Origin of the sequence: Sphingomonas faeni, from assembly GCF_040407505.1 — a bacterium.
GTDB classification, from domain to species: Bacteria; Pseudomonadota; Alphaproteobacteria; order Sphingomonadales; family Sphingomonadaceae; genus Sphingomonas; species Sphingomonas faeni_E.
In genome coordinates, this window is sequence record NZ_JAPZPQ010000001.1 from 38,927 (window position 1) to 51,411 (window position 12,485).

Annotated in this window: 10 protein-coding genes; 7 read left to right on the top strand and 3 right to left on the bottom strand. The window is 61.1% G+C overall.

Going from position 1 to position 12,485, the window contains the following annotated elements; genetic code table 11:
- From O6X71_RS00165 to O6X71_RS00185, 5 genes are read left to right on the top strand one after another with little or no spacing between them, the layout of a single operon-like run.
- Entirely contained in the window at positions 1–486 is a 486-nt protein-coding gene (locus O6X71_RS00165; RefSeq protein ID WP_353463860.1) for a DNA phosphorothioation-associated protein 4, read from the top strand.
- A gap of 1 nt (position 487) precedes the next feature.
- The gene (locus O6X71_RS00170; protein ID WP_353463861.1) at positions 488–2,647 is read left to right on the top strand and encodes a DEAD/DEAH box helicase family protein; all 2,160 of its coding nucleotides are present in this window, start codon (positions 488–490) and stop codon (positions 2,645–2,647) included.
- 59 nt (positions 2,648–2,706) lie between these two features.
- Complete coding sequence (locus tag O6X71_RS00175) at positions 2,707–3,057, top strand: hypothetical protein (protein WP_353463863.1); 351 nt, start codon at positions 2,707–2,709, stop codon at positions 3,055–3,057.
- Positions 3,054–3,623, top strand: a complete 570-nt coding sequence (locus tag O6X71_RS00180) for a hypothetical protein (protein WP_353463864.1) — start codon at positions 3,054–3,056, stop codon at positions 3,621–3,623. The genes O6X71_RS00175 and O6X71_RS00180 overlap by 4 nt, the downstream gene beginning before the upstream one ends.
- A complete protein-coding gene (locus tag O6X71_RS00185) occupies positions 3,608–4,255 on the top strand; it encodes a class I SAM-dependent methyltransferase (protein ID WP_353463866.1) in 648 nt (215 codons plus the stop codon). Before O6X71_RS00180 ends, O6X71_RS00185 begins: the two co-directional genes overlap by 16 nt.
- 324 nt (positions 4,256–4,579) lie before the next feature.
- Here O6X71_RS00185 and O6X71_RS00190 read toward each other — a convergent pair whose 3' ends face one another.
- A complete protein-coding gene (locus O6X71_RS00190; protein WP_353463868.1) occupies positions 4,580–6,892 on the bottom strand; it encodes a DUF262 domain-containing protein in 2,313 nt (770 codons plus the stop codon).
- 352 nt (positions 6,893–7,244) lie between these two features.
- Between O6X71_RS00190 and O6X71_RS00195 the strand changes: the two genes are divergently transcribed.
- A complete protein-coding gene (locus tag O6X71_RS00195) occupies positions 7,245–8,162 on the top strand; it encodes a DNA N-6-adenine-methyltransferase (RefSeq protein WP_353463870.1) in 918 nt (305 codons plus the stop codon).
- 164 nt (positions 8,163–8,326) lie between these two features.
- Positions 8,327–8,566, top strand: a complete 240-nt coding sequence (locus O6X71_RS00200; RefSeq protein ID WP_353463872.1) for a hypothetical protein — start codon at positions 8,327–8,329, stop codon at positions 8,564–8,566.
- Between the two features lie 112 nt (positions 8,567–8,678).
- Here O6X71_RS00200 and O6X71_RS00205 read toward each other — a convergent pair whose 3' ends face one another.
- Positions 8,679–10,844: a DEAD/DEAH box helicase gene (locus O6X71_RS00205; RefSeq protein WP_353463874.1), complete on the bottom strand. Its 2,166-nt coding sequence runs from the start codon at positions 10,842–10,844 to the stop codon at positions 8,679–8,681.
- Complete coding sequence (locus O6X71_RS00210) at positions 10,841–12,469, bottom strand: HamA C-terminal domain-containing protein (protein ID WP_353463876.1); 1,629 nt, start codon at positions 12,467–12,469, stop codon at positions 10,841–10,843. The genes O6X71_RS00205 and O6X71_RS00210 overlap by 4 nt, the downstream gene beginning before the upstream one ends.
- Positions 12,470–12,485 lie beyond the last annotated feature (16 nt).

Here is a 12,485-nt window from a genome sequence, read left to right on the forward strand (position 1 = left end):
ATGGCCACGCGCATTCCAAGCCTGCCAAACATCTTCCGTAGCCGGATCTACGAGGAAGTGGTTCAAAAGCTCGCGACAGTTCCCCTGCCTGATAGCGAGCGACGACTCTTCCCGACGATCCGCGAGGTGCTGTGCTTCGCGGCGCTCCTCGGTTTCTCGGAGCAGCGGCGTCTCCCACTCGATCGGTCGCAAGGTGTCGAGGACGTGTCTTACCAGCAGTTCGAACGGGACCAGAATGCCGAGTTCCTCGTATTCCTGATCGCGCTCGCCGAGGGAGGCGGTGCAGACGTGCTCCGGGAAGGCCGTGAGCAAGATTGTGCCACGGTTTTCGAGGAATACGCCAACGGTGGCCTTGCGATAATCAAGGACCATCTCCTCCGCGCCGGCGGCGAGTATCCGGATCGGGCGCTGATGGGCCTTCTGCGGGAGCGTGGATACTTGGTTCCGACGCAGGCAGAGCCCGACCTCGCCAAGATCTCGTTCTGAGATGCTCAGGGATGTGCCCGCGAAGGGCGTCTACAAGTCCGACCGCGACAACATCCTCGAGGATTTTTACTTCCCCACGCTATCGGTGGCGACGTCGTATGACCGCGCGGTGGGGTTCTTCTCCGGCTCGACGATAACCTACGCTGCCCAGGCGCTGTCGACGTTCATCGCCAACGGCGGAAACATGCGGCTAATCCTCGGCGCGTTCGCTGATCAGCGCGACATCGAGGCGGTGCGCCGCGGCGAGGCGGTGCGTGGGCTCGCCGACCAGCTGGGCGATGAGTTCCTCCGCGCGATTGACGAGACGACCGGGGACCTCTTCGACGAGCGCTTCCGGACGCTTGCATGGCTGGTGGGCGCCGGACGCCTGGAAATCCGCGTGGCCTTGCGTCCTCGGGGGATGTACCACGACAAGATCGGGATCATCGCTGACGCCACCGGCGACGCATTTGTGTTCGCCGGGTCGGCGAACGAGAGCGCGAGCGCGCTGCTGCCGACTCACAATTACGAATCCATCGACGTCTTCCCGACCTGGCGGCCCGAGCTGTCGGAGTATTTCTCCGAGCACATTGATGCCTTCGAGCGTCTCTGGGAGAACCGCAGCCGGGGAACGGCAGTCATGGATGTGCCGACAGCGTTCAACGAGAGGTTGCTCGAGGTGGCCGCGCGGATGGAGGCGCCGCCGGACCCTGCTCGCGAGGCGGCGATCTCTCGACGGCTGAGGGAACGGGAGGATGAGGTCGAGGGCCAGGCCGAGCGCCATGCAGGCCCCAGCCTGCCCGCCAGTATCGGCGGAGTCCCGTTTACAATACGACAGCACCAGCGCGACGCGCTGAACGCCTGGAGTGAGAAGGGCGGATTTGTCGGGATATTCGACCTAGCGACCGGTGCCGGCAAGACGATCACGGCGTGCTACGCCATCGTCCAGATGGCGGGCGGCATACCCGGCTTAACCGTCGTGATCGCGGTGCCGTATCAGAATCTCGCGGATCAGTGGTGCGACATCCTCGCGTTGTTCGGCATCGATCCGGTGCGCTGCTATGTGTCCAAGGCCGATTGGGCGGACCGCCTCGACCAGGTCATCCACGAGGTGGAGATGGCGGCGCGTCCTTTCGCGGCTGTGGTCGTCGTCAACCGCACGCTCAAGTCGCCCGAGTTCCAGTCGGCGATCAGGCGGGTGCCGGCCGACCGCTTCCTCTGGATCGGCGACGAGTGCCATCACCACGCATCCGAGTCATACTCGGGGTTCCTGCCCGGCAATGCCAAGTACCGCATCGGCCTGTCCGCAACGCCGCAGCATTATCTCGACGCGGAACGCAACACGCGCCTCGCGGCATACTACGGCGAGACGGTTTTCACCTACTCGCTGCGCCAGGCGATCGAGGACGGCGTGCTCACGCCCTACGACTACTTCCCTCACATCGTGGAGCTGACGCCGGACGAAGCCGATCAGTTCGTCGATCTCTCGAATGAGATCGCGCGCGGCTTCGCTCGCGAGGGGGCGGGGTCTTCCAAGCCAAGCCTTGGCCTAACCGCTCTCCTGATGCGGCGGGCGCGCGTCATAGCATCGGCGGCTAACAAGATCCCGGCGCTGGCCGCGACTCTTCAGGGAAAGCGTCCCAAGCCGCACACGCTGTTCTACTGCGGCGACGGCACGGTTGAGGGCGATCCCGACGCTGATGGCGAGGAACAGTTTTCCGGTCGTCAGATCGAGGTCGTGAGTAAACAGCTCGATCGGCTTAACTGGCGATTGTCGCGATTCACGTCGCGCGAGCCGAGGCGCGAGCGTGAGGGCATCCTCGCGAACTTCCGGATCGGTCTGATCGACGCGATGGTCGCGATCAAGTGCCTTGACGAGGGTATCGACGTGCCGGCCTGCAGCACTGCCTACATCCTGGCCAGTTCGCGCGACCCCCGGCAGTTCATCCAGCGTCGCGGGCGTATACTCCGGCGCTCTCCCGGCAAGGACCACGCGTCCATCCATGACTTCGTGACGATCCTCCCAGGCGGTTATCACGATCAGGCGGGTCACGCGCGCAAGCTGATCCAGTCGGAACTACGCCGCGTCGCCGAGTTCAACGCGCTGGCGCGGAACAGGTCCCATGCCTACGATACACTCAGACCGGTGCTGACCGCCTACGATCTTGAGCATGTGCTGTAGAGACAGCACTGCGCTATCGAGGTCTGCGGTTGCCGGCGGCTTATATAACGGAGGAATGCATGCCGACCTGGACGGACGTTGGAATCACGTATGAGCCTTACGGACCAGGCACGGAGACCTTCGTGACCTCGCGCGATGCCTTCCCCGCGGCCGGGCTGCGCAAGTCGTCTCCCGGCAGGGGCTCCGCTCGGCAGGACCATTTCATGCACACGCTGCACACGCTCGCCGAGGATACGGGTTCCGACACCATTCCCGTCTTTGTCAGGTTCGAAGGCAAGCGTCGCCGGATGGACCGCGGGTGCATCGGTCATGCTGTCGCGGCTGGCCTGATCGAGCCCCCGGTCGATGGGGCGGGCGGCTTTGTTGAATTCGTTACGTTGCGTCGCGTTTCCGGTCGATTGGCAACATGACGGACAGGCAAGAGACGAGATCTGCATGGTCTCCCGCCGACGGCAACTCCTTCGAACACGCTAAGGCAGCATTCGAGCAGAACTTCGCGCAGTTCCGCCACCTCAACGAGCAGATGAACCGCATTCCGGCCTTTGCGGTGACGCTGACTGGCGGCTTCTGGTATGTCGCCGTTGTTTCGAATTATGGCCACTCGCTGGGGCCGGTTCGCGAGCACCTCGCCCGCTTCGCCCTCATGCTTTTCGCCGGCCTGTGCGACTTTACGCTCGTTTGCATCGCGATCCGGGTGCGAGACGTGATGGCCGACTATCTGGACCGGGTCCGTCGTTTTGAGGGGGAGTGGTGGTCGGAGCGCACGCCGTCGCTGCCCGTCTTCAGGGACTACTCGATGATCTCGATGTATTCGATCCTGATCATCGCCGGCGCCCTCCTTTCGTGGGTAGGCGCTTTCGTGCTCTTCTGGCCGGCGGACCATATCTCCTACTGGTGGGGAATCCTTTCACTGGTCTGCGCGTTGGTTATATCGGTATTCATGGCCTATCTGCTGCCCCGATGGCTCACGCGCTAAGCTCCTCCGCCGGACACAAGCCGTTGGCGAACGCCAACGATCGCACGGTCGCGTTCTACGACGCCGATCCGGAATCGTATTCGCGCGGCACGCTGGATAACGACCTTTCGGATCTCTATCCGGGGTTACTCAAACATGTTCGGCCGGGTGGACTGGTGCTGGACGCCGGAAGCGGCTCCGGCCGCGACATCCGCGAGTTCCTGTCGCGAGGCTACCGCGTCGAGGCGTTTGACGCATCGGTTGGTATGGCCGGGCTGGCGTCGCGGCTCACAGGTGTCGATGTCAAGGTCGCGCGCTTCGAGGAATGGTCCTCACCGGCAGGGTGCTACGATGGCATCTGGTGCTTCGCGTCGCTTCTGCACGTCGCGCACGAGGATTTGCCTGGCGTCGTCAGCAAGCTCGCGAAGGCGCTCCGTCCGGATGCGCCGCTGTTCGCAAGTTTTAAGCGGGGCGACGGCGAGACGGTCGACGAGCGTGGGCGGCATTATACTAATCTGACCGTCGACACGGCGCGGCGGTTATTCGCGTCAGTGCCCGGACTAGCTGTCGAGAGGGTCTGGCAGGACGATGGTCCGACCGGGCTGGGAGGACGCACCAGCTGGGTCTATGTTCTGGCGGTTAGGACTGGCTGACGCAGGATGGTTCTCGCTCGGCTCGAATGTCGCCTTTATGCCGCGCAAGAAGTCCGAGAAGTGCACCGTGAGCATCTCGATCGTGCTGCCGTCGAATGCTCGATCCATGCCTCAGCACGTGCCTCCCGTTTCGTCCCGTGCGGGGCGAAGAATGCAAGCGCAACAGGAAGCCGATCGACGCTGATCGTCTAATGCTGTCCGTCAACCGGGTGCAGCCGCACGGGGTCCTTCGCATTGCCGCCCGCAACGATCGTAGCCCTCCGGCATTTTTACAACTCTCTACACTCACAAGCTCAGCTGCGTGTGGAAGTTGCGGACTCGCGTTTACGGCGTGGGTGCGGGTCCAAGCCACGTTGCCATTCGGTTCCATGCGAGCTCCGCCAGCCTTTTGGACCTTAGGGCGATGAACTCGGCATCCCAGGTTCCGGAGAACGTCGACGCGCTCTTAGCGAGCGGCAGGGTGTTGTTATCCAGCGCGATGGCCTCGGCTTTCTTGCCAAGGGTAATGCCGACCTTCTTAGCCTCTTCTATTCCAGCCTGCGCGACGGCCTTCGATTCGGCGGCGAAGATGCCGAGGAGGATCTTCTTGCGCTGCCACGAATGATCTGCGGCCTCGTTATTCTCCACCTTCGGCAGAGGCAGCAGGTTGCCGAGTTGGTGGACTAGCCGGCTGTCGTCGTAGATCGCGGCTGGCCAGTTGGCGTGTTCCTTTGAGTCTGGGGCGACGTGCTCGATCGACTCAGTGGCGGTGGCGAACCATTCCTGCGATGTCAGCAGGTCGATGTTGCCGCGCCCGTCCCCCGTTATGAGGCCCGTCGTTCCTTCCGTGACCGAGTTGTGCATCGCGACCAGCAGCAGGAAGCGGGCCACAAGCACGCCGTCGGTGTAGATTGGCCGCTGCGCGACTGCCGCGACCCATAGGTCACGGGTGTTGAGACGCGCTCGCTTCAGCATCGCCCAGAACGCCGTCTGCATCTGCGCGAGGGTCGGCATAACATTGGCCTCTCCACCGGCACCTCGACGCGCAAGCGGATGTGCCACGTCCTGTCCGCCCGACATGAGCGTGCGGTAGCGCCCGTCGATGTTGGCGGTGCCGCCCTTTGCGGCGCGCCACATCATCGAGAAGGCCGTCATGGCCTTGATCGCGCCTTCGTATTGCAGGGTGCTGGCCGAGTTCGCCACACCGTCGGCCGCGTCATAGAAGCGAGCGATTGGCCCTACGGTGATGTCGTGCCGCAGCGCCCGCATCGCCTCGAAACAGAATGCTGCCTCCTTGTCGTGCAACGGCTTCCCGCCTGGCGACGCGTTGGCGGGCTTCCCACTGTCCGCCTGCCATCCGTAGCGCAGGAAGTTCGCCATCGTGGCGAGCGCTGAGGTGAACGCCCGCTTCGCCGGCAGATCGGGAAGGTTGTCGTAGGTCGAGCGCAGGTACGTGCGTTGCGCTGCCAGGCGTGCCTCGAGCCGCTCGCCCCGGTCGAGGAGGCGGAACGGGATAAGGAGGGAGCTCGTCGCGCGCTGCCGGTCGTCCGCTTTCGTCCACCTATCAAGGTAGGCGTTGATCTCCTTCAGGTGGGCGGCAGAGGGCGAATTGGGGTATTCGAGCATGCCTTCGGTCTCAATGACCTTGGGCCGGAAGGTCTCGAACGCGGTCAGGGGCGTTCCGGTCGTGTTAAGCGCTTCGAAGATGTCGAACGCATAGTCCTCCTGCGCAGTGGTGACGACGGTGATTGCCATGCGTGTGTTCAGGTAGCGCCCGAACGCCATCAGCCTCAGCAACCGCGCAGCCGGCTCGCTGACGCCGGCCGACAACCGTTGCGTGAGGGCAGTCGGGAACTTTGCGATCCAGAACTCCCCGTTCTGAACCTCGTCCGAGACGAGCTGAACCGGGTCGATCAGCGTCCGGCCCTCGAACATCCCGCCAGCGATGCTTTCTAGCGCTTCCTTCACGTGCCCAACTACGGTCGCGAGTGCTTGATGTCCCGATCCGTCCTCTGCGTTGGCGGGCGGTGCGTATTCGAAGGGGCCCTGGGCTTTGGCGGGATCGGTGTGGGCGATGTAGGCCCAGATCAGCCGTGCGATCGGGGATTCGTAGCGGGCGTTGTTCTGGCTACGGGCCCACTGGTCTTGCTCGGCCCGGATTACGCGCGGGTAGTTCTGCCAGATCGTCGCGGCAGGACGCCCCACGAACTGGAAGGTCTTCACAAGGTCGTAAAGGTAGTCCTCGAGGATCTGATCGAACCCGTCAGCTGCGTCCGGGCCGTCGAGCTCGCCAGCCATTCGCCGGATCGTGTCGTGCAGCAGGATGTTTACCACGATGAGCGTGCAAAGCCGCTGCTGGCCGTCGATGACCGTCATCACCGTCTCGGGGAGATGTTGGTCCATTGGCTCCTGGATGCCCAGCAGCGACTTGTCGGTCACCGTGATGATGGTGCCGAGGAAGCGCAGGGAGGATGGTGCTGTAGGAAGGCGCGACAGACCGGTGATCGCGTCCTCGAACAGCCTGCTGACCTCCTCGTCGCGCCAGGCGTATGTGCGCTGGTAGGACGGGATGAAGCAACCTTGGTCGTTCGCGCCTAGAAAGTCGGAGAGGCTCTGCGGTTCCGCATCGAATATCTTGTTGATCTCAGTGTTGGCCATCGTTTTCGGCACCGCCCTGTTCGTTGGTTCAGTGTTGGTGTCGTCTGACCATGCTCGCATGTCCAGCCCTGTCCGGAGACCAGAATGGTCGCCTGGCGTCGCTGCGGACTGAGTTCTCGACGGCCTTCTCGAGTTTTCAGAAACTGATAGGAAACGGGATTGGACCCTGAACGAATCCCGTCCATCTGGACGATGCTACGCTCAGTGGCTCACTGGCCGGCACCAGCCCCAGTCGGATCGATCAGTCAAACCTGACGAGCCTTCGCTGCGGATCAATCCGTACACCACGTTGCCAAAGGACATTCGATCGCGCCATAAGCGCTCAAAATATGATCCTTAATGGGGTTCGAATTTGATCGAACAACTGAAATTGGCTCGACGATCAGCAGGTTGGTCGCAGCGGACTTTAGCGGCCCGGATCGGAGTCGATGCGCAGACCATCAAACGGCTGGAGAACGGCGTCGGATCGATGCCGACTTTGATCACCGTCATGGCCGCGCTTGATTTTCGTATGACCGGGCTTGGACCTGGAAAGACGCTTGCCGAGCAACTGCATCGCCGGAGACGCAAGCGTTACATGTCGCTGGATGAAGCAGGCTTGCGAGCAGGCCTGTCGCGGGCCACTGTAGCCAGCCTTGAGCGGGGCGGCGGCACGGTTGCCAGCTTCTTGCGTCTTCTGGCAGTGATCGCGCCCGGCGCTCGGCGTCGTGCGGTAGAGCGATCCTATTGGGGCCAGGGCGACAAGGATGACCGGGACAGTCGGTTTACGCCGCCGGACTTCATGGCGCACATCTACTCGGCGTTTGGCAAGATCGCCCTCGATCCATGTGGCCACCACCTCAGTCCTGTCGTCGCGGAGCGTCGCATTCTCCTCAACGAAGGTGGCGATGGGCTCGTCGATGAGTGGTCAGGCACGACCGTTTTCGTCAATCCGCCATTCTCAGAACTGCTGAAGTGGTTGCGGCGAGCCTATCTCGAGTGGCAATCCGGCAGAGTGAAAACCGTTATATGCCTTGTTCCGGTCCGGACTGACTCGGCATGGTTTCACGATACGCTGAGTCCAGACGCCGACATTTATCTCCTTCGAGGACGCGTCCGATTCATCGATCCAAGAGGCAAGGGCCAGCACACGCCGTTCTCGCTAATGATACTGACACTAGGTGCATCTGCCAAACAAAAATCTCGTCTTGCGACCAAGATGCCAGGATTTTGGATGGTTCGCAGTGACGCTACTGCTGAAGCGGTAGAGGACCGGTGCCCCAACAACTGACGATCGGCTTTCACTATTGGCGTCCTGATTGTAGATGTCTTCTAAATCGACTCAAGGGAGAAATGGATGCTTGGGCAAAAAGTCCCGCATTGATTGGCTGTTTCTTGTTCTGCGTAAGCGACCCCATCATCCACACTCAGTCGAGCCAGCACAAAGGCGTCCATATGCGCGAAATTCTCGAGGCCATGAACGCCAGCGGCATGTTCGGGCCTATCAAGGAGTCCTCGCTCGACATGCTCTCGCCAAAGAAGCGCAACGCGGTCTGCGAAAATCTTATTCGGACGGCCGTGAAGTTTTGGCATCGGAAGGCCAAGACGTTCGAGTTCGAGATGCGGGGCGAAGTCTGCACGGCCATAGCGCGGGACGCATGGGATGATGGCACGGAACTGTCCGCGGGGTCATGATCGGCGACTGTGACATCTTCGTATAAGGGTTCTACGAAAACGATAGCCTCACCTACCTAGGGCCGAAGGGCAAGCGGACCCTGGCGGAGAAATTCATATAGTGCACACTCCGCTAGGAGGTCATCGGCCTTGGCGGCATCGTCGTCATCAGGTCTTCTACAATGGAGCGTTCGAACGGATCGAGGTCGGAGTCCAGATCCTGAGCCGCCAGGAAAAGAAGATCGACTGCCTCTCTGAGCGTCGTTGGACCATCTCCTGCATATTTCAACCGTTTGGTGGTTTCCGGAGGCACTCCGTATTCGTCGAGTGCGAAAAGACTGGAGTTCATAAAGAGGCTCGCTGCCCTGGATGCGAATGTCGAATAGTCGCCAACCGTCTCTCGTCCGTTCCGCGTCAGAACCTCGGCCTGAATGTTACTGATCGCCAGCAGGCTTCGAGGGAATGTGTAGGAGACGTAGCGCCGCATAAATTTGAGGGCCTGTTCGACGGATTCGCTCACAGACTGATAGAAGGCACGGTTTGCGACCCTGTGGTCTATGTATGATCTGAACGTCTTCGCAAGCCGCAGTCGATCCAGTTCGGCCTTCAACCCCATTCCGGACGTGACGCCGTAGCGGCTCAGGGCGTAACCATCGAAATGATCATGGATCATCTCGCACACCTTCAGCAGTTGGAAGGGCTTAGGCATGCCCGACCACACGAGGGCGTCCTCTAGATTGAGTAGGTCGCGCACGATATGCGTGTGAACGGCATATTGTCGATCGAGGGGTACATGCCGATTCAATCGAAGGGTCTCCATCGAAAGGGGGCTTTCCCTTTCGATGTCCAGGACGCGCTGTCTTGAGATCGGCGCGAGGTCCTCTTCATCCAGTTCCAGCAGTAGGGCGGCAGGTGTGTTCTCGTTCTGCAGGCCGACACCAATCTCCACGGACATCGTCTCATCCGGCGGTGCGGCTTCTAGGACGAAGACCTTGCCGATGAAATACTTGCGCATGCGGCCGGCTCGGCCTGCGATGTTGCGGAAGGTGAAGGCGTCAAAGCCCGTGTTCTCGACCCGCCGATCGTAGATGATGACATTCTCCGCGACGGTGTTGATGCCCTCGATGAGGGTGGTCGTGCAGATTATTATCTTGATCTCGCCGGAGTCGAAGGCGCGAATGATGTATTGTTGGATCGCCCGTGGCACGTTGCCATGGTGTATCCCGATTCCATGCTCCAGCGCTTTCGTGAGGATCCATTCCTCTGGATACTCGCGTCGTAGCCATTCGACTGCGGCGCGCGTGGATGCGACCTTTCCGAAATTGCCATGCTCAAGCAGATACTCCGCCAAGGATGTCGCGCGGGGGGGGGACTGGCAATAAACTAGCGTGGGGGAGGTGAGTTGGCCGCAGAGCTCGGCCAGCTTTTCCTTGCGCGCATCCCCTTTCTCGGGGAGGTCGAACTGGACGATGTCGAGTGCCACCGTCGAGAATTCCGACGGGACGAACACCGGATTGTAACGCGCTGCGATGCCCGTCACTCCGCTGACATGTGGCCCTATGAGGTAGAATTTCGCACCTTGACCAGCGAGGCGCGCGAAGACCAGATTAAGGTCGACAGAACGCTCAGGCTCCTTCTCGTCGATCTCCAGCTTATAGAATTCGTCGATGACAAAGAACTCTACCTTGTCCAGATCCTTGCGTGCGAGTGCCCTTTCCTGCGTAAGGACGAATATGACCGGTCTGCTGAAATCAGTCTGCTGCGTCGGGTGTGTGACGACCTCGTGAGTCGGGGCGAAGCGGCGACCCAGACGGCGTCGGGTCTCATCGATCAGGGCGATGGTAGGGACGATTATGGCGACTACATTGTAGAGATCGGAAGCGATGACCGCGTCCACCACCATGCTCTTGCCCACGCTGGTCGTGGCGCTCAGCACTACGTTTCTGCCGGCGACGAGATCGCGAAAGATCTGCAATTGCAGCGTGTGGAAAAAGTAGTCTTCCTCGTCCGGAATCGGCGCCCGGTGTGCTTCCATGAGGTAGTGATCGTCCAATGACCGGGCATTGTCCGGATCGGCATAGGGTATCAGGCCGACGGAACGGATCAGACCGTCAAGCAGCGGGTGGAAGTCGTCCCGCAACAGGTCCTTTGCGGCAAGCATGCGGATCACGAGTTCCCGCGCGGCCGGTTGGGTGGCGACGTCGTTGGCGAGCGCGCTGATGGTTTGAAGCGCGTCGAAGGCCATTTCCGGAGGAAGTGTCCGCGAGGATAGTGCCGATCTTATCTCCGCTTCGGTCACTGATCAGCCTTTAGGATCGTTTCAAACAGGCCGGAAAGCGTGTCAGCGCATTCGACCGGTATCAGGAAGATGTGAATTTTGAATTCGCGCAGATCGGTGTCCAGTTCGGCCCGGATGGCGGCGGACACCTCGTTGGCCTCTTCTCTGAGGCCGTCGAGATAGTCGCGCGTGAAGCCTTCCGCGAGCACGCCACTGTCGTACGCGATGAGCAGTGGAATGTGCAGAACGGACAGCAGGTCGTCTATCTTGCCGTTGGCGGCCATCGAACGGCCAAGGTTGTGCTCGCTGAGATGAGCCGGATGCCGTAGCTGCAGAATTATCTTTCGTTCGCGACGCAGGATCTCGCGGCCAAGCCCAGACCTGAGTGCTTCTGCCACCGCCGCGGGCATACTCTCCCGATCCGTTACGGTCGTCAGTCGGCTTTGGCCAAGCCAGAGCTGATCGCCAGCATCGTCCAGCACCACATGGGCGCTGCCGAAAACAAGGCGACCGCCGTTCATGTGGAAGATCTTGCAGGCGATTGGTTCCGAACGATGATGGTGCCTCAGCAGCGCGTGCAGCATGAGCTCGGCAAGCAGTTCCCTTGCATGTAGACCGCCATGCGCTTCGCAAGCCTCAACTGCGCGTGTCAGCAGGCTTCGTGCGTTGAGTTGGTCTAGGTTGGCGAGGACCGTAGGCGGGAGCACAACTTCGGGAATCCAGTCGAGCAGGTGGTCGACGAGTTCGCGGCATCTCCATTCGCCGCCGTCGAATTCAACATCCCAGCCGGAAACCGTTCGATTGTCCGATGTGCCGGCTTCGCAGTGGAAGTTGGAGAAGAACTCCTCGGACCGGACCCGGTAGACCTTGATAGTTCGTCGGGTCTCCGCGGCGAACGATGCAATTTGGTTCCTCCACCATCCGGTGGCGGTGGCGCGGGAGATGCACTTCTTCTCAGGAGCGTGAACCCGCGAGGCGTCACCTGCGTCGATGACCATTCCAAGCAGGTCGGCGTAGCTGGTCTCTATTTCGGTGACGTGGGGCCTCTCTCCATGATTGCCGGCGAGTTTGAGGAGTCGCAGCCGGTTATGACCCGCGAGCTTCTCCATATCGGGTTCGACCTGCCAGAGCAGTTGCTTCGCCCAGTCGGCGAGCGTTTGTCCCTTCGGCGACTTGAACTTGGGAAACTTCTTCTCGAATGGGCCGGTTGCTGCTGCCATGAGGGACGCGAGGCTGGATCGCTCGCCCCTCGGGATCTTGAAATGGACCAGAGGGGATCTGGGCTCACGGACGGTGACGAGGCGGAAGCTGGGAACGGCGTCATGGGCATCGCAGGAGAGTGAACGCTCGGCGATTGACGTGCCTTCCCGACTGTCGGTGCGCTGCAGAAGCTCCTGCATGCTCCATTTGGAGTCACCGTCGGTCGTCTTGACCTGCACATACTCTTGGGCTTCCACCGCGTCCACCATCCGTCGGATGGTAACATCGTCCGCGGTCTCGCATTCGATCTGCACGATCGTCGGCTCGACCAGCATGTCGATGACGAGGCTGGCTGCGACGTGGTCCTGGAACTTCTGCCCCCGCCTTCCCGCGACACCGCCCGCATCCGAAGCTGTTTCGGGATCTATAAGGCTGATGAACGGCATGGCGGTCTTAGTTCTA

Excerpts from the sequence above, each read along its gene's own strand:
- O6X71_RS00165 (WP_353463860.1), top strand. The coding sequence starts at position 1 with ATGGCCACGCGCATTCCAAGCCTGCCAAACATCTTCCGTAGCCGGATC.
- O6X71_RS00170 (WP_353463861.1), top strand. The coding sequence starts at position 488 with ATGCTCAGGGATGTGCCCGCGAAGGGCGTCTACAAGTCCGACCGCGAC.
- O6X71_RS00175 (WP_353463863.1), top strand. The coding sequence starts at position 2,707 with ATGCCGACCTGGACGGACGTTGGAATCACGTATGAGCCTTACGGACCA.
- O6X71_RS00180 (WP_353463864.1), top strand. The coding sequence starts at position 3,054 with ATGACGGACAGGCAAGAGACGAGATCTGCATGGTCTCCCGCCGACGGC.
- O6X71_RS00185 (WP_353463866.1), top strand. The coding sequence starts at position 3,608 with ATGGCTCACGCGCTAAGCTCCTCCGCCGGACACAAGCCGTTGGCGAAC.
- O6X71_RS00190 (WP_353463868.1), bottom strand. The coding sequence starts at position 6,892 with ATGGCCAACACTGAGATCAACAAGATATTCGATGCGGAACCGCAGAGC.
- O6X71_RS00200 (WP_353463872.1), top strand. The coding sequence starts at position 8,327 with ATGCGCGAAATTCTCGAGGCCATGAACGCCAGCGGCATGTTCGGGCCT.
- O6X71_RS00210 (WP_353463876.1), bottom strand. The coding sequence starts at position 12,469 with ATGCCGTTCATCAGCCTTATAGATCCCGAAACAGCTTCGGATGCGGGC.